The following is a 16,210-nucleotide window of genomic DNA, read 5'->3' as shown; positions in this document are numbered from 1 at the left end:
TTGTCTCCTGTTTGTTATAAGTTGTTTGCCGTCTTACTGCCTTTTCTATGCCGATGATTGTCGCTGCGCTGCCGCGCGCTTGCGCAAGCGGTAGCTGAAATTCAGGGCTGCGGCCAGAACCCCCAGACCGCCGGCGAACATCACATTGACCGTGCCGATGCGTTCAACCAGCGCACCGGCGATGCCGACGCCGACCGACTGCCCGATGAAGAAACTGGAAGCAAAGGCCGCTACCGCCGCGCCCCGCCGTTCCGGCGCCATCTGTGTTGCGTTGATCTGCAGGGTATTGTGAAACATATAGAAACCGAGGCCGGCAAGGAAACACCCGGCCACGGCCCACCACCACACGGGCGCAAAACCGATACCCCACAGCGAAATCGCCAGAAAGCCGCCACCCCACCGCGACAGGCCGGCCTCGCCGAGTCGGCGCACCAGGATCCGCGACAGCATGGCGAATACGAAGCCGCCAAGGCCGAAGAGCATGACCAGCGCGCCGGATGCCGTCAGGGACAGACCGAAGGTATGGTGAACATGCGAGGCGATGAAAGCGAAGGCGCCGTAGAGGAAGGCGCCTTCAAGGAAAACGCTGATGAGCACCATGCGGGCCCATGGCTTGGACAGCACCTGGCGGAATTCCCCGATCATGCGCGGAATGGCCGCCCCCTCGGCGCGATGCTGGCGGCGGGCATGGGCCGGCAAGGTGCGGTTCAGACGCAGCAGCGCAATGCCTACCACCAGAAAGAGCACGGCGATGAGCAGGAAAGGCAGGCGCCAGTTGTTCGCGTCCGCAGCCAGCCCGCCGACCAGCACACCGGCCGCGAGGCCGAGGATCTGCCCGATCAGAAAGCGGGCCAAGACCGGCTGCCGGTCCTCGTAGGCGATCACGTCGCCGATCCAGGCCATGGACAAGGGAATGATGGATGCGGCGGTGGCGCCGGCGAGCAGGCGCGCGATCAGCAACGAAGAGAAATCGGGAGCCAAGCCGCAGAATGCGGAAGTCAGCGCACAGGAAAGCGAGCCGCAGGCGATGATGAAATACTTGCCGTACCTGTCGCCAAGCGGTCCGAACAGCAGCTGCGACAAACCATAGGCAATCGAAAATACCGTGATGACAAGCGATACGTTGCCAAGCGACAGGCCAAACTCCCTTGCCAGCTGCGGCAGCATGGGATCGGATACGCGCAGGGAAACTCCGCTTCCGAAGGCGGCCAGTGACAACAGCGGAACAGCCAGCCTGGAAATCGGAGCAATTTGGGCCGCAACCGCCCCTTCGGCCTCTCGGGTTTGCTGCGTGTGGGTGGTATGGTCGGTCTGCGTCATGAATCGGCGAAAGAAAACAGGCGGTTCCGCGCCGGGCCGTTGCCTGGCGACGAAATCCGTGCCGACCATTCTAGTGTGAATCCGGATCCGGCGTATTGGAGCGGATCGGCGCTTCCCTAATCCGGCCGTTTCATCCTGCAGCTGGTTGGCAGCATGGTCTTGGCCAGCGGCAGATAGCGTTCGGTCTTGAAGCCGTAGCCGCTGCCCTCGTTGTCGAAGCGCACGGAACCGTCACTGGTCTTGCGCATTACCGACACATACAGCGGCTGCATCAGCTGATGATCATCGGCGCGCATCACCGCTTCATGAAAGGCATTCTTGTAACGTGCGCCTTCCATGGCCTTCGCCACCGCCGCCGCCTCGGTCGTGCCCGCCTTTTCAATGGCGGCCGCCAGCATCTCGATCATCAGGTGCATGCGCATGTGCACATAATCGTCTTCCGGCTGCGGATAGCGCCGGCGGAATTTTTCGTAGTAGGCGTCGCTCGCGGAGTTGGCGATGCCCTGCCCGGCATTCGGATGCCACTCCGCTACCGCGCGCACGCGGCCGACGCCGGCTTCCCCGATGGCGGCCGGCGCACCGAGTCCGTTGCCGTAGAAGGTATAGAACTTGACGTTGAGTCCGCCTTCGCGCGCCGCTTTCACCAGCAGCGTCAGATCATTGCCCCAATTGCCGGTTACCACTGTGTCGGCGCCGCTGGAGCGTATCTTGGCGATATAGGGCGTGAAATCCTTGATTTTGCCGATCGGGTGCAGCTCGTCGCCGACGATGGCCATGTCGGGCCGCTTGGCGCCGATCTGGGCACGCGCGGAACGCGCCAGCTGCTGGCCGAAGCTGTAATCCTGTCCGATCAGGTAGACGCGCTTGGCACTACCGTCATCCTTGATGACCTCGGTCAGCGCATGCATGCGCATGTCGGCATGGGCATCGAAGCGGAAATGCCAGAAGCTGCATTTTTCATTGGTCAGCGTCGGGTCGACGGCAGAATAATTCAGGAAGAGCACGCGCTGATCCGGTGCTCGCTGGTTATGCTTTTCAACGCCGTCGATGAGTGCGGCGGCCACCGCCGAACTGTTGCCCTGGGTAACGAAGCCGACACGCTGGTCGGTCAGCTGCCGCAACGCGATCAGCGACTCCTCCACGCCCTGCTTGTTGTCGATGCTGACCAGCGCCAGCGGACGCGAACCACCGGGCAGTTTTACGCCGCCCTTTGCATTGATGCGCTCGATGGCGAATTGCAGGTTGCGCGCCACTGCCTGCCCGGCATTGGCAAACGGCCCCGACATGCCTTCAATCATGCCGATGCGGATGGGTTCGGCGGCCTGCGCCATGCCGCTGAAGATCAGTGCGGCGAGCGGGATCAGCTTGTTCTTGAGATTCTGTCTTGACATGGCGGTGCGGTTACGTGAATTCAGTCGCGGGAGAGTGATGGAATGGTATGCCGCGATCGGCCGACGAAAGAATTCACATGGCTCATCCACATGAATTCAATTGGCCCGGCGCGCGGAACTGTGCCGCAGCGTGGTACCACGCGGCACGCGAGATACGCACCGCACCAGGCCGGTCGCGGCAAAATAGACGACGGCATGCACGGAAGTCCGTGCATGCCGAAGGTCTTTGGGAAAGCCGACTATTCGAAATCGAGCATATGCCCGAGTTTTTCCTGCTTGGTGCGCAGGTAGCTGATGTTGTGCGGCGTATGCGCCGTCAGCACCGGGACGCGCTCGATGACGTTGACGCCGTACTCGGCAAGCTTGTTCATCTTGCGCGGATTGTTGGTCATCAGGCGGATCGACTTGATGCCGAGGTTGCGCAGGATATGTGCCGCCACTTCATAGTCGCGGATATCGACCGGCAGTCCGAGGTCGAGGTTGGCTTCGACCGTGTCTCGCCCCTGGTCCTGGAGCTGGTAGGCGCGAATCTTGTTGGCGAGACCGATACCGCGTCCCTCGTGGCCGCGCAGATACACCACCACGCCCTTTCCGGCGGCAGCGATCTTTGCCAGCGCGGCGTCGAGCTGTTCGCCGCAGTCGCAGCGCATCGAGCCGAGTACGTCGCCGGTAAGGCATTCCGAGTGCACGCGCACCAGCACGCGCTCCTGGTCTGTCAGATCCCCCCTGACAATTGCGACATGTTCCACCGTCTCTCCCGCCGGCTGGTAGACATGAATGCGAAACTCGCCGTGCTTCGTCGGCAGCAGCGAGGAGACGATGTGATCGAAAATCTTGCCGGAGCCGGCGGCCGCCGCTTGCTGCAGTTGCTGAGGCTCTCCGTTGTTGTTCATTATGCAGTGTCCTAAAAACGCCAGCCCGAAGTTTAACTGAAAGATTCGGGCGGCTTGCGTTCGGCGGGCAGCGGAATCCATTCCGTCTCATCCGGCACCTTGCCAAACTCCTGGGAACGCCACCTTTCCTTGGCGTCCTCGATCGCTTCCCTGCTGCTGGAAACGAAATTCCACCAGATGAAGCGGTCGCCGTCCATCGGCGCACCGCCCAGCAGCATCAGCCGCGCGCCGGCGCCAGCCTCTATTGTAATTTCCCGGGCATGTTCCAGTACAGCCATGTGTTTCTCCGCCAGCGGCATGCCGTCGACCGCGATCTCTCCGTCGACCAGGTAAATGCCGCGCTGCGCATATTCTGGCGGCAAGGAGAACGACGAACCGGCTTCCATCTCCACCGCCAGATAGAACATGTCGGAATAGGTGCGCGCCGGTGCCGTCTTTCCAAACGCGGACCCGGCGATCAGCCGCATGTTCACGCCCGGATATTGAATGACAGGCAAGCTTGCCGCCGGATGATGTTCGAAGGCCGGCTCGGCCCGCTCATCGCTCTTGGGCAGCGCCACCCAGGTTTGTATGCCTTGCAGCGTGCCTCCGCTTTCGCGCAGCCGCTCGGGACTGCGTTCGGAGTGCGCGATGCCCCGCCCGGCTGTCATCCAGTTGACGTCACCAGGCCGGATTTCCTGGACGGTGCCCAGAGAGTCGCGGTGCAGGATGGCGCCCTCGAAGAGGTAGGTAACCGTTGCCAGGCCGATATGCGGATGCGGCCTCACGTCGAGTCCGGCACCGGACTCGAAGTCGGCCGGTCCCATATGGTCGAAGAAAATGAAAGGCCCAACCATCTTGTGCGGATGGCTGGGCAAAAGGCGGCGAACCGTGAAACCGTCGCCAAGGTCCTTGACGTGGGGCTTGACTAGCGTAAACGGGGTGGTGTCCATGGGTTGCACTCCTCTGAAGTGATCTCCCTAGCATTATCCACGCAATCCGCTCAGGCGGCAGGTTGGGTGAAATTACCCTGCTGGAAGTCCCGGATCGCCTGCTCCACCTCTTCCATCGTATTCATCACGAAGGGACCATATTGCGTCACGGGTTCACGCAGCGGCCGCCCGGCCAGCAGCAGGAAGCGTGCGCCTCCAGGCTCCGCGACGACCTCGATTTGTTCGCCCGGCGACAAGATGCCAGCGCTTTGCGGCTTGAGCAGCCTCTGCGCGCCGTCAGCGCCGATCTGCACCGCGCCTTCGTAGGTGTAGAGAAATACATTGTGCTGCGCATCGACGGCATGCACAAACCTGGCGCCTTCCGGCAGGTGCACATCGAAATACAGCGGTTCTGTCGACAAGCCCTGGATCGGCCCTGCAACCGAGTGTCCGTTCTGTACCAGGGTGCCGGCGATGACCTTGACGCTGCCGCCTTCGGGCAATTGCGCAGTCGGAATTTCGGATGCAGGAATATCACGATAGCCGGCAGGCTTCATTTTTTCCTTGGCGGGCAGATTGATCCAGAGCTGAAAACCGCGCATGCGCCCCTCTTCCTGCTGCGGCATTTCCGAATGGATGATGCCGCGCCCGGCCGTCATCCACTGCACGCCGCCGCTCATCAGTTCGCCGACATTGCCGAGGTGGTCCTCATGCCGCATGTGGCCGTCAAGCATATAGGTCACCGTCTCGAACCCGCGATGCGGATGCGGGGGGAAGCCTGCAATGTAATCACCCGGGTTTTCAGAAGAAAATTCATCGAGCATCAGGAAGGGATCGAGCCGGGTGCTCTGTCCCTGTCCGAGTGTGCGGCGCAGCTTGACGCCGGCGCCGTCGGAAGTCGGCATGCCTGCAATCACGCGCTGCAACGAACGGGAAACGACGGTGGTATCCATGATGATGTCCTTGTTGTCAGTTCAGCAATCCATCTGCTGGTGTTCAATCTACGCATTGCCTCGGCCAGGCGGCGGCGCATGCGGCAACGACATCCTTCTCCTTCAGGATGCCGTCGCCCTGCGCGATCAGGCCGCGGTGCGCAGCGGCTCGACGAGTTGCCCGATCGCGTCGCTGGCGTTCGTCAGCGACTTCTGCTTGCTCTCGTCGCCCATTGCCAAGCCTTCGGCGTAGACGAATTCCACGTCCGTGAGACCGAGGAAAGCGAGAAAATCGCGCACATAGATAGTCTGGCTGTCACGCGGGGTACCCGCGTACAGGCCGCCACGGGCTGCGAACACGTACACTTTCTTGCTCTGCAGAAGACCTTCGGGACCGTTCGCCGTATAGCGGAAGGTTACTCCGGCGCGCGCCACATGGTCGAAGTAGGCTTTCAGTGTTGAAGGAATCCCGAAGTTATACATCGGCAGACCGAGCACGATCACGTCGGCAGCGCGCAGCTCGTCGATCAGGCGGTCCGAGAAATCGACCACCGTCTGCTGCTCGGGCGTGCGCGCTTCAGGTGCGGCCAGGAAGGAACCGAAACGCTCGGCAGTCAGGTGCGGCACCGGTTCGGCGGACAGGTCGCGGGTGACGACCCGGCCTTGGGGATTGGTGGCTTTCCAGGCTGCCACGAACTTGTCGCTCAACTGGCTGGATTGGCCGTTGCCGGCAAAGAGGCTGGAGTTGATCTGCAGAAGCGTTGTCATGTTTTTTCTCCTAGTGATGGTTGGGTGAGTTCATTAAACTATTTATTCAGACGATAAAAAAGTAGAATAATTAGCCTAAATCTATCTAATGATCTGATAAATCATCTTTTCGCCCATGGATACCCAGTACATCACCCTTGAACAATGGCGCACCCTCGTTACCGTTGTCGACACCGGCGGGTATGCCCAGGCCGCCGAAGTTCTGCATAAAAGCCAGTCCTCGGTGACCTATGCGGTGCAAAAAATCGAATCCCTGCTTGGGGTAAAGGCATTTGAAATCCAAGGGCGCAAGGCAATCCTGACGCCCACCGGCCAGTTTCTCCATCGCCGCGCGCGGGCGCTGCTGGATGAGGCGGCGTCACTGGAACGGGCGGCGAAGCGGTTGTCGGCGGGATGGGAAGCGGAAATCAGGATCGCGGCGGAAATCATCTTTCCCAGCTGGTTGCTCCTTGCCTGTTTCGACAAGCTGGGTGAGGAAAGCCCGCATACCCGGATCGAATATGTGGAATCCGTACTGGGCGGAACCATGGAAGCGCTGCTGACCGGACAGGTCGATCTGGCGATTGCCAACCAAGTGCCGCCGGGGTTCCTGGGCTTGCCGCTGATGCAGCTGCGCTTCATTCCGGTCGCCAGTCCGGACCATGCTCTTCACAGGCTGGATCGGGAACTGACGCTGGAAGACCTGCGCCGACACCGGCACCTGGTCGTAAGGGAATCAGGCAGCAGGCGCGATACCCGGGTCGCCTCGCTGGAGGCGCCGCAGCGCTGGACCGTCAGTCATACCGCCACCTCGATTGAAGCGGTAAAGCTGGGCTTCGGATTTGCGTGGTTCCCCGAAGAAAAAATTCGCGATGAACTGCGCAACGGCAGCCTGAAGCCGCTTCCGCTGCGTGACGGCGCGGAACGCTTTACCCACCTGTACCTGGTTCTGGCCGACCCTGACAGCGCCGGGCCGGGAACACGGCGCCTGGCGGAAATCATCCGCTACGCCGTGGCGCATGAATGCATGCGGTTCAGCGATCAGCAGCGCGGCCGGGACGCCGAACCCGCGGGCGATATGAGCGAGGATGCGCGGACCGATTGAAGCTCTGGTGTCCATATGTCCGCATTACACAGATAAGAAAGAGCCGGTCGCGATGCAGGGAAAGCTGGAGGAATCCGGATGCGACGGGCATCCGGCAATACTGACATATGAAAATGGCCTTTTGAAATAGCCTATTCAAGCACGCCCTAGAAATCCTTCAGAACCAGCTTGCCGATCACATGCCCATCTTCAAGCCGGCGATGCGCTTCACGCAGGTTGGCGGCATTGATCGGACTCATCACTTCGGTACCCGTTGCGCGCAACTGGCCGGATTCGACCAGACGGGCGATTTCCTCCAGCAGCCTGCCCTGCTCGATCATGTCTTCGGTCCCGTACATGGATCGGGTGAACATGAATTCCCACACCAGCCCCGCGCTCTTGGATTTCAACGGACTGACGTCCAGCGTATCCCTGTTTTCCACGATGGTGCAAATGGTGCCCTGCGGCGCAATGATGCTGGTGGCCGCAGGAAAATGACGGTCGGTGTCATTGAGGATCAACACGTAATCGACCGTCGGAAAGCCGGCCGCCGTCAGTTGCGCCTGCATGTCGCCAAAATGATCGATCACATGATGAGCGCCCAGCTCCCGGACCCAGGCGATCGACTCGGGGCGTGATGCAGTGGCAATCACTTCCATCCCGGCGACCCGCGCCGCCAGCTGCACGGCGATCGAGCCGACCCCGCCGGCACCGCCGATCACAAGAATGGATTTGCGCGGCATCGCATGCGGCGGAGTCGGCACGCGCAGCCGGTCGAACAGCGCTTCCCATGCGGTGATGGCCGTCAGCGGCAGCGCGGCAGCGGTCTCGAACGGGATGCTCTCGGGCAGGCGGCCCGCGATGCGCTCGTCCACCAGATGAAACTCGGCGTTGGTGCCAGGCCGGGTGATATCTCCCGCATAGAACACGCGGTCGCCCGGCTTGAAGCGCGTGACCCCGGGACCGACCGCTTCCACGATGCCGGCCGCATCCCAACCAAGCACGCGCGGCGTCTTTTCAACGGCATCCTTCGGCGCCCTTACCTTGGTATCGACCGGATTGACGGAAATCGCCTTGATGGCGACCAGCAGATCGCGGCCGGCGGCAACAGGCCGTTCGATCGTAGTATCGAAAAGGGAATCGGGGTGGCTGATCGGCAAATACTGCGTCAGTGCGATGGCTTTCATTGCTGCTCCTGGTTGGCTTGATCACGGTAAAGGTAAAGGTGCCCGCGGCACCGGCTGCATCCGGTTTCCTGTCTTGGCCGGCCGCGCGTTAGACAGAGCAATTATCTTCACCTTGTTATATTTGATAAATATCCCAATAATGAATTGAATTTCAAAAACTTTTTGATAATGTATTCCACAGCCGATCTCCACCTCTTCGTCAGGACAGCCGACTGTGGCAGCCTGACGCGCGCCGCCCGCATGCTGCACCAGAGCCCGGCCGCCGCAAGCGCCGCGCTGCGCCGCCTTGAACAGCGACTTGGAGTCCTGCTCTTTGCCCGTTCCACGCGCAGCCTGCGGCTGACGCCGGATGGTGAAATCTTCCTTGAATACTGCCGCGATGCGCTCGCCAGCCTGGCCGAGGGCGAAGCCTTGCTGATGGCGGGCAAGGACAAGATACGCGGCCAGCTCAGCTTGTCCGCGCCCTCGGATCTTGGCCGCCAGGTCTTGCTGCCATGGCTCAATCATTTCCAGGAGATACATCCCGACCTGAAGCTTTCCCTGCAGTTCGCCGACCGCGTCATCGACCTGCGCCGCGATCCGGTCGACATCGCTCTGCGCTACGGACGGCTGGACGATTCCTCCCTGGTTTCCCAGCATGTGGCGGCCAACCGCCGCGTGATCGTGGCCTCGCCCGATTACCTCGCCCGCCATGGCACCCCGAGGACCTTGCACGAATTGAGTGAACATAATTGCCTTCTCTACTACCTTTCTCCCGGCCTGTTCAATACCTGGCGTTTCAATGCGGGGAAGGAACCGCTTGAAATCAAGGTGCGCGGCGACCGCATGGCCGACGACGGCGGCATCGTGCGTGAATGGGCGGTGGCCGGCATCGGTATTGCCTACAAATCGTGGCTCGATGTATGGCCGGACCTGAAGCGCGGGACGCTGGTCACCATCCTTGACGATTACGCCGGCGAGGACACTCCCCTCAATGCCGTCTGTCCGCATCGCAACAGCATCTCGCCGGCGGTGCGGGCGCTGGTGGCATTCCTGCGGGAAAAGTTCGAGCGGCAGCGCGACGCGACAGGCACGGGCGGAGCGGCCAGCGATTAGAATGATGCGTTCGAACTAGAAATGTGCACGGAGGTCTACGACAGGTCCTCAGGTCCGCCTTCCGATCCGACGCAGTTCGCATTCCTTCCCAAGGCAACTTGGGATGGTGCCAGCTGCGGCAGGATCGAACGTTGTCGGTACGGCAAATCCGATGGCGTCAAAGTCTGTCCGGCAAGGCTGTCATAGGATGGTGTCGGACACTTTTGCACATTCACCAGCATTCAACAGGTTCCCGGGTTAATACGTGACACAAAAACAAGTAGCCGTCATCGGAGGCGGCATCGCCGGCGTCTGCACCGCCTATTTCCTGGCCGAAGCCGGGCATGACGTCGTCGTCATTGAACGCCACCATAACGTGGCGGAAGAAGCAAGCTATACCAATCCCGGCCTTGTCGCTCCCGCCTATACCGGACCATCGGCCGCGCCGGGCATGCCGCGCAAGATTCTTTCCTCGCTGTTCAAGTCGGAATCCGCAGTCAGCTTCAAGCCCTCCGCCGACCGTGCGCTATGGCGCTGGATCAGCCGCTGGCTGGACGAGTGCGATCTGGAGCGCTTCCGGACCAACAAGCTGCGCATGCATAGGCTGGCGGCTTACAGCCGCGACATCCTGCACTTGATGCGCAAGCATTATGAGATCGACTATGAACAGACCCGCGGCGTGCTGCAGCTGTTCCGCACGGCAAAGGACTTGAAGCTGGCCGAACCGGCAATCAACCTGCTGGCCGAATACGATGTGCCTTTCCTGATGCTGGACGCCAAGGGCGCACAGGCAGTCGAACCAACCCTGTCCACGCATACGCCGCTGGCCTCGGCCATCTATCTGCCGGAGGACGAAGCCGGCAACTGCCCGCTGTTCACCAAGCGTCTCAAGTACATCTGCACCTCGATGGGCGTGCAGTTCCATTTCACCAGCGCCGTCGAGGCACTCGAACCCGAAGCCGGCGGCGTCGGCCTGCGCATCAATGGCAATCGCTTCACCGCGGATGCGGTTGTGGTCGCCGCCGGCGTGGACAGCATGCGGCTGCTCAAGCCGCTCGGCATCCAGGTGCCGATCTATCCCGTTAAAAGCTACGTGGCGACGGCCATTATCAAGAACTTCGACCAAGCGCCGGTGGCCACCGTCATCGATGAAGCCTACAGCGTCACGCTGGCGCGCATGGGCGGGCGCATACGCATCGCCGGCATCCCGGAGTTCGGTACGCGCACCGAGGAACTGCAGGATCGCGCATTGCGTACGCTTGCACGGGTGGGCAGCGACTGGTTTCCGCATGCCGCCATCTATGGCAAGGCGAATTTCTGGAGCGGCGCCCTGCCGACCCTGCCCGACGGTCCGCCGCTGCTTGGCGCGACGCCCGCGCGCAATGTCTACATCAATATCGGCCATGGCTCGGGCGGCTGGACCATGGCGGCGGGCGCAGGCAAGCTGGTGGCCGATCTTGTCACCGGCAAGCCGCCCGACATAGACTTGGATGGACTAACCCTGGCACGTTATGGATAAAGTTGATTGCATCGTGATTGGGGCCGGCGTGGTCGGGCTGGCGACCGCCCGCGCGCTCGCCCTTGGCGGACGCGACGTATTGATCGTGGAACAGCACCCGGCCATCGGCATGGAGACGAGTTCGCGCAACAGCGAAGTGATTCACGCGGGACTTTACTATCCCACCGGCAGTCTGAAGGCACGCTTGTGCGTCAGGGGACGCGACGCGCTCTATGCTTACTGCGCGGACCGCGGGATTCCTCACCGGCGCTGCGGCAAGCTGATTGTCGCCACCTCCGAGGCGCAGCTGGCCAAGCTCGGGCAGATCCATGAACAGGCCATGGCCAATGGCTGCAGCGAAGTCGTGTTCCTGACCGCGCGGGAAGCGCGCGAACTGGAACCCGAGCTGTCCTGCGTCGGCGCCCTATCCTCGCCCAATACCGGCATCATCGACAGCCATGCCTACATGCTGGCGCTGCAGGGCGATGCGGAACATGCCGGAGCCGTGCTGGCCGTCGGCAGCCAGGTACGGAATGCGCGCCTGCACGCGGACATGGTCGTGCTGTCGGTGCAGGCATCCGACGGCACCGAAATGGAGATTGCCACCGAACTGCTTGTCAACTGCGCAGGCCTGTGGGCGCCGCGCCTTGCCGGGCTGATCGAAGGACTGGATCAGCGCCAGACTCCCCGGGCCTGGTTTGCAAAGGGAAATTATTATTCCCTCGCAGGCAAGGCTCCGTTTTCACGGCTTGTTTATCCCGTGCCCGAACCTGGCGGCCTGGGCGTTCACTTGACGCTTGACCTCGGCGGCCAGGCGCGATTCGGCCCGGACGTGGAATGGCTCGAGACTCCCGACGGCGAACCCGACTATCGTGTGGCCCCCGAGCGGGCGGACCGGTTTTACCAGGAAATCAGGGCATACTGGCCCAAGCTGCAGGACGCCGCGCTGCAGCCGGCCTATTCGGGCGTGAGACCCAAGATCAGCGGGCCGGGTGAACCGGCCGCCGACTTCATGTTCTGCAACCATGGCAGCCCGCACTATCTCGGCCTGTACGGTATCGAGTCCCCGGGACTGACCGCGGCGCTCGCAATTGCAGAGCATGCCGCATCGCTTGCCGGCAGACGCGGATAGCACGCCCGACAGGAGGCAGACAGATCGCTGACCGATATCAGCGCAATAGCGGATCATCAATTCATCATTAGCTGATCGCTTGCGGACAAACATCCTACGACGACATAACAAGATTGCGAGACAAGCCATGAACAGACCACCCGCCAGCTACCGGATTCCGTCACCGCCCGCCAACACGCACCGGCAGGATCCCACCGCACTGTTCAGCGTGGCGGAGATCCGGGCGATCGAGGAAAAGGCCATGGCGGATATTCCGCCGGGCACGCTCATGCAGCGCGCCGCGAAGGCTGCGGCTTCCCTCGCCCTTGCCCTGCTCAGCCGCGTGACGGACTCTCCCAAGGTGCTGCTTGTCGCCGGGCCGGGAAATAACGGCGGCGACGCGCTTGTCATGGCATGCCTGCTGGCCGATGCGGGATTGCATCCGACGGTCATGGTCTGCGCCGATCCCGCGCGCCAGCCCGACGACGCACAGCGCGCGCTGGAACGCGCGCAGGCGGTCGGGGTGCGCCTCATCGCACCGAATCCGGAAGCGGTACGCCATCCTGTCCACTGGGACCTCGTCGTCGATGGCTTGTTCGGCATCGGACTGGCACGGCCGATTTCAGGCGCCCTGCACAGCCTGGTCGGGGCCATCAACAGCCTCGACTGCCCGGTGCTTGCGCTGGATGTGCCGAGCGGACTCGATGCCGACACCGGCTGCGTGATTGGAGGCGGCAGCGAGGGCGGCATCGCGGTGCGTGCCACGCATACGCTCACCTTCATCGGCAACAAGCCTGGCCTGCATACCTGCGATGGCCGCGATCATGCCGGAGAGGTCCAGGTCGCGGCGCTGGATATTGCGCCCGAGCTGTTCGTCCCTGCTCATGCATGGCTGGGCAGCATCTCGCAATTCTCCTCTTCCTTGCGCAAGCGGCTGCACAGCTCCCATAAAGGCAGCTACGGCGATGTCGCCGTCATCGGAGGGGCGCATGGCATGGTCGGCGCACCGGTGCTGTCGGCCCGGGCTGCCGCGAAATCGGGCGCCGGTCGCGTGTTCATCGGCTTCCTTGACGAGCCGCTCCCCTACGATGCAGCCCACCCCGAACTGATGTGCAGGCACGCCTCGGAACTGGATTTTCGCGCCGGCGCGGTTGTCATCGGGCCGGGACTCGGCACCTCCGACCAGGCGCAGGCCGTGCTGCTCGGAGCGCTGCAAGCCGACATGCCGCTGGTGCTCGATGCCGACGCCTTGAATCTGCTCGCATTGCATGTACACCTGAGAGAGGCATTGGCAGCGAGAACGATGCCATCACTGATGACGCCCCATCCGCTGGAAGCCGCTCGCCTGCTCCGCATCAGTACGCCCGAGGTCCAGTCTTCGCGGCTTGAAGTTGCGCGCAGCATTGCCCGCGAATGCAATAGTGTTGTCATTCTCAAGGGCTCCGGCAGCGTCATTGCGCGGCCCGACGGCAAACTCATCATCAACGCCACCGGCAACCCCGCGCTTGCCACCGCCGGCAGCGGCGATGTCCTCGCCGGCATGTGCGGCGCCCTGCTTGCGCAGTCCTTCCCGGTATGGGATGCGGCACTCGCCGCGACGTGGATGCATGGGCGTGCGGCGGACCGGCTGATCGAAGACGGCATCGGACCGATCGGCGTGACCGCGAGCGAATTGATCCCCATGGCCCGGGCTGTTTACAATGAATTGACCGAACAGCATGCAGGACGCGACCCAGCGATCTAATCTCTGGCTCGGCATCGCCTGCCTGATTCTCGGACAATGGACCCTCTCCCTGCTCGATACCGCCGGCAAACTGCTTGCACTGAGCGGCTATCATGTGGTGATGATCGCCTGGATGCGGTACACCATCAATACCGCGTTCATGGCGGTGACGCTGGCGCCGTTGTACCAGCGGCGTACCGGCAGGAACATCCTGCGATCGCGTCATCCAGTGCTGCAGGTATGCCGCGCATTGCTCCTGCTGCTTTCGACCATCGTCTTCTTTTCGGTTCTGAAGATCGTGCCGCTTGCCGAAGGCACGGCGATGAACTTTTGCGCGCCACTGATGGTGCTGGCGGTATCGCCATGGCTGCTGAAGGAAAAGTCCTACCCGTCCAGATGGATTGCGGTCGCGCTCGGCTTCATCGGCATGCTGGTGGTCATGCGTCCCGGCGGCGCGATTTCTTCCGCCGGCGTCATGCTCGGTGCCGCATCGGCCTGCATCTTTGCCGTCGTCTCGATACTTAACCGGAAGATGAATCAGTTCGACCCGCCGATCGTTACCCTGTTTTACGGCGGCCTCGTCGGAATGATCGCCAGCACCTGTCTCGTTCCCCACTTCTGGTCCTCGCATGCGCCGGATCTGCGCGAGGGCTTGATTCTCGCCTCAACCGGCGTGTCGAGCACGCTGGGGCACTATCTGGTCAACAAGGCTTATCGCCATGCAGAAGCGTCTTTGCTCACGCCGTTCTTTTACCTGCAGGTGATTTCCGCGACAACCATGGGCTGGCTGGTGTTCGGTCAGCTGCCTGACCTGGTGACCGCGGCAGGTATTGGCATCATCTGTGCAAGCGGCATGGGAGCCGCCTACATGGAGCATCGGCGGTCGCACCCAACCGCAAGATGACATTGCTGCCGCAGACGAATCCGGACGAGCCGTGGCCTGCAAAAGCGGCCTACGTCAGCTGCCCCGCCGAGATGGTAATCGTTCTGCCGCAACGCGACGCAATCGAGGGATCATGGGTAACGAGGACGAGCGTCGATCCGCGTTCCGCGTTCAGTTCGAACATCAACTTGATAACCGCGTCGCCGGTCGCGGCATCGAGGCTGCCGGTCGGTTCATCGGCGAACAGCAAAGGCGGTTCGGTGACAAACGCTCTCGCAAGCGCAACGCGCTGCTGTTCGCCGCCGGACATGAACTTCGGATAGTGCCGCAAGCGGCTCGACAACCCGACCCGGCCAAGCATTGCTTCCGCCTTTTCACGCGCCTGGTCTTCGCGCCGCAGTTCCAGAGGAAGCATCACGTTTTCCACCGCGGTCAGATGAGACAGCAGCTGAAAGGACTGAAATACGAAACCCAGTTTGGCCTGCCGCAATCCCGCACGTCCATCCTCATCTAGCGCAAAAATATCTGTGCCATCCAGTTTGACGGTTCCTGCAGACGGCGTGTCAAGGCCCGCCAGCAGTCCCAGCAAGGTTGACTTGCCGGAACCGGATGCGCCGACGATGGCCAGCGTCTCGCCTGACTGCACGGTAAAATCAATGTCCCTGAGAATAGTCAGCTCGCCAGTGGCATCGGCGACACGCTTGCTCAAATGAACCACTTCAATCGCTTTATTTTTCAAGGAAGGTTCCGGCATGCAGGATGATCTGGAGAATGTTGGAAGGAAATGGGGATTCTGGTACTGGTTGCTGACATGCACTCTGCTGGTTGCATCAGCTTGCGCTCATTCTGCACCAAAAACCCTGCTTGTGCTCGGGGACAGTCTTTCTGCCGAGTATGGCTTGGCGCGGGGCAGCGGCTGGGTCGCATTGCTGGAGAAACGAATCAAACAGGAGAAGCTCGACATCGTCATTGTCAACGCAAGCATCAGCGGCGAAACCACCAGCGGAGGAAAGGCCCGCCTGCCGGCGCTATTGAATCAGCACCGGCCTGACGCAGTGGTCATTGAACTCGGAGGAAACGATGGCTTGCGCGGTCTGCCTGTTAAAGCGGCGATGACGAATCTGCATGACATGGTGAAGTCGTCACAAGCCGCCAAGGCAAAAGTTCTGCTCGTGGGCATGCAGATTCCGCCCAATTATGGGCAAGACTACGCACGTCAGTTCGCGCGGATGTATGGCACGATCGCAAAGGAAGCCAATATCGCACTCGTTCCTTTTCTGCTCGAAGGCGTAGCCGAAAATCCGGAGTTGTTCCAGGCCGACCGGATTCATCCGCAAGCCGAAGCGCAACCCATCATGCTCAACAATATCTGGCCCCACCTCAAGCCATTGATCGCAAAATAGGCATCATCGTCAATCATGTACTGCTCGCGCAGCCATCGCAAGCCCTCGCCCGC

15 protein-coding genes are annotated in these 16,210 nt (G+C 61.6%); 7 read left to right on the top strand and 8 right to left on the bottom strand.

What is annotated here, in order from left to right:
• Positions 1-45: 45 nt before the first annotated feature.
• The 6 genes from FH061_RS14050 to FH061_RS14025 form a co-directional block, all read right to left on the bottom strand.
• Positions 46-1,320, bottom strand: coding sequence for an MFS transporter (locus tag FH061_RS14050; protein ID WP_151636448.1), 1,275 nt, complete (start codon positions 1,318-1,320; stop codon positions 46-48).
• 116 nt (positions 1,321-1,436) lie between these two features.
• Positions 1,437-2,711, bottom strand: a complete 1,275-nt coding sequence (locus tag FH061_RS14045) for a branched-chain amino acid ABC transporter substrate-binding protein (protein ID WP_151636447.1) — start codon at positions 2,709-2,711, stop codon at positions 1,437-1,439.
• Positions 2,712-2,950: 239 nt separating this feature from the next.
• The gene (gene ribA, locus FH061_RS14040) at positions 2,951-3,604 is read right to left on the bottom strand and encodes a GTP cyclohydrolase II (protein ID WP_151636446.1); all 654 of its coding nucleotides are present in this window, start codon (positions 3,602-3,604) and stop codon (positions 2,951-2,953) included.
• A 32-nt stretch (positions 3,605-3,636) separates the two neighbouring features.
• The gene (locus FH061_RS14035) at positions 3,637-4,536 is read right to left on the bottom strand and encodes a pirin family protein (protein WP_151636445.1); all 900 of its coding nucleotides are present in this window, start codon (positions 4,534-4,536) and stop codon (positions 3,637-3,639) included.
• A 50-nt stretch (positions 4,537-4,586) separates the two neighbouring features.
• Positions 4,587-5,468, bottom strand: coding sequence for a pirin family protein (locus FH061_RS14030; protein WP_151636444.1), 882 nt, complete (start codon positions 5,466-5,468; stop codon positions 4,587-4,589).
• Positions 5,469-5,594: 126 nt separating this feature from the next.
• On the bottom strand, positions 5,595-6,215 hold the full coding sequence (locus FH061_RS14025) for an FMN-dependent NADH-azoreductase (RefSeq protein WP_151636443.1): 621 nt from the start codon (positions 6,213-6,215) through the stop codon (positions 5,595-5,597).
• Between the two features lie 115 nt (positions 6,216-6,330).
• Here FH061_RS14025 and FH061_RS14020 point away from each other — a divergent pair, with 115 nt between their 5' ends.
• On the top strand, positions 6,331-7,299 hold the full coding sequence (locus FH061_RS14020; protein WP_151636442.1) for a LysR family transcriptional regulator: 969 nt from the start codon (positions 6,331-6,333) through the stop codon (positions 7,297-7,299).
• A 146-nt stretch (positions 7,300-7,445) separates the two neighbouring features.
• On the opposite strand, the gene FH061_RS14015 is transcribed toward FH061_RS14020, so the two are convergent.
• Positions 7,446-8,465: a zinc-binding alcohol dehydrogenase family protein gene (locus tag FH061_RS14015; protein ID WP_151636441.1), complete on the bottom strand. Its 1,020-nt coding sequence runs from the start codon at positions 8,463-8,465 to the stop codon at positions 7,446-7,448.
• Positions 8,466-8,633: 168 nt separating this feature from the next.
• On the opposite strand from FH061_RS14015, the gene FH061_RS14010 reads away from it, so the two are divergent.
• The 5 genes from FH061_RS14010 to FH061_RS13990 all read left to right on the top strand — a co-directional run bounded on the left by FH061_RS14010 (position 8,634) and on the right by FH061_RS13990 (position 14,775).
• Positions 8,634-9,560 carry a LysR family transcriptional regulator gene (locus FH061_RS14010; RefSeq protein ID WP_151636440.1) on the top strand — a complete coding sequence of 309 codons (927 nt, stop codon included), beginning with the start codon at positions 8,634-8,636 and terminating at the stop codon, positions 9,558-9,560.
• A 244-nt stretch (positions 9,561-9,804) separates the two neighbouring features.
• Positions 9,805-11,058 (top strand): D-amino acid dehydrogenase, encoded by a 1,254-nt coding sequence (locus FH061_RS14005; RefSeq protein WP_151636439.1) that lies wholly within the window; start codon positions 9,805-9,807, stop codon positions 11,056-11,058.
• Positions 11,051-12,169, top strand: a complete 1,119-nt coding sequence (locus FH061_RS14000; RefSeq protein ID WP_151636438.1) for an NAD(P)/FAD-dependent oxidoreductase — start codon at positions 11,051-11,053, stop codon at positions 12,167-12,169. Before FH061_RS14005 ends, FH061_RS14000 begins: the two co-directional genes overlap by 8 nt.
• A gap of 127 nt (positions 12,170-12,296) precedes the next feature.
• Positions 12,297-13,892, top strand: coding sequence for an NAD(P)H-hydrate dehydratase (locus tag FH061_RS13995; protein ID WP_151636437.1), 1,596 nt, complete (start codon positions 12,297-12,299; stop codon positions 13,890-13,892).
• Complete coding sequence (locus tag FH061_RS13990; protein ID WP_151636436.1) at positions 13,867-14,775, top strand: DMT family transporter; 909 nt, start codon at positions 13,867-13,869, stop codon at positions 14,773-14,775. The genes FH061_RS13995 and FH061_RS13990 overlap by 26 nt, the downstream gene beginning before the upstream one ends.
• A 49-nt stretch (positions 14,776-14,824) precedes the next feature.
• On the opposite strand, the gene FH061_RS13985 is transcribed toward FH061_RS13990, so the two are convergent.
• Positions 14,825-15,508 carry an ABC transporter ATP-binding protein gene (locus FH061_RS13985; RefSeq protein ID WP_151636435.1) on the bottom strand — a complete coding sequence of 228 codons (684 nt, stop codon included), beginning with the start codon at positions 15,506-15,508 and terminating at the stop codon, positions 14,825-14,827.
• Between FH061_RS13985 and FH061_RS13980 the strand changes: the two genes are divergently transcribed.
• The gene (locus FH061_RS13980) at positions 15,507-16,157 is read left to right on the top strand and encodes an arylesterase (RefSeq protein ID WP_151636434.1); all 651 of its coding nucleotides are present in this window, start codon (positions 15,507-15,509) and stop codon (positions 16,155-16,157) included. The genes FH061_RS13985 and FH061_RS13980 overlap by 2 nt on opposite strands.
• Positions 16,158-16,210 lie beyond the last annotated feature (53 nt).

This window comes from Noviherbaspirillum aerium (genome assembly GCF_008929045.1).
GTDB lineage: Bacteria > Pseudomonadota > Gammaproteobacteria > Burkholderiales > Burkholderiaceae_D > Noviherbaspirillum > Noviherbaspirillum aerium.
This window is presented reverse-complemented; position numbering and strand designations above follow the sequence as displayed.

Coding starts and splice junctions, on each gene's coding strand:
- FH061_RS14050 (WP_151636448.1), bottom strand. CDS start 1,320: ATGACGCAGACCGACCATACCACCCACACGCAGCAAACCCGAGAGGCC.
- FH061_RS14045 (WP_151636447.1), bottom strand. CDS start 2,711: ATGTCAAGACAGAATCTCAAGAACAAGCTGATCCCGCTCGCCGCACTG.
- ribA (WP_151636446.1), bottom strand. CDS start 3,604: ATGAACAACAACGGAGAGCCTCAGCAACTGCAGCAAGCGGCGGCCGCC.
- FH061_RS14035 (WP_151636445.1), bottom strand. CDS start 4,536: ATGGACACCACCCCGTTTACGCTAGTCAAGCCCCACGTCAAGGACCTT.
- FH061_RS14030 (WP_151636444.1), bottom strand. CDS start 5,468: ATGGATACCACCGTCGTTTCCCGTTCGTTGCAGCGCGTGATTGCAGGC.
- FH061_RS14025 (WP_151636443.1), bottom strand. CDS start 6,215: ATGACAACGCTTCTGCAGATCAACTCCAGCCTCTTTGCCGGCAACGGC.
- FH061_RS14020 (WP_151636442.1), top strand. CDS start 6,331: ATGGATACCCAGTACATCACCCTTGAACAATGGCGCACCCTCGTTACC.
- FH061_RS14015 (WP_151636441.1), bottom strand. CDS start 8,465: ATGAAAGCCATCGCACTGACGCAGTATTTGCCGATCAGCCACCCCGAT.
- FH061_RS14010 (WP_151636440.1), top strand. CDS start 8,634: ATGTATTCCACAGCCGATCTCCACCTCTTCGTCAGGACAGCCGACTGT.
- FH061_RS14000 (WP_151636438.1), top strand. CDS start 11,051: ATGGATAAAGTTGATTGCATCGTGATTGGGGCCGGCGTGGTCGGGCTG.
- FH061_RS13995 (WP_151636437.1), top strand. CDS start 12,297: ATGAACAGACCACCCGCCAGCTACCGGATTCCGTCACCGCCCGCCAAC.
- FH061_RS13990 (WP_151636436.1), top strand. CDS start 13,867: ATGCAGGACGCGACCCAGCGATCTAATCTCTGGCTCGGCATCGCCTGC.
- FH061_RS13980 (WP_151636434.1), top strand. CDS start 15,507: ATGCAGGATGATCTGGAGAATGTTGGAAGGAAATGGGGATTCTGGTAC.
- FH061_RS13985 (WP_151636435.1), bottom strand. CDS start 15,508: ATGCCGGAACCTTCCTTGAAAAATAAAGCGATTGAAGTGGTTCATTTG.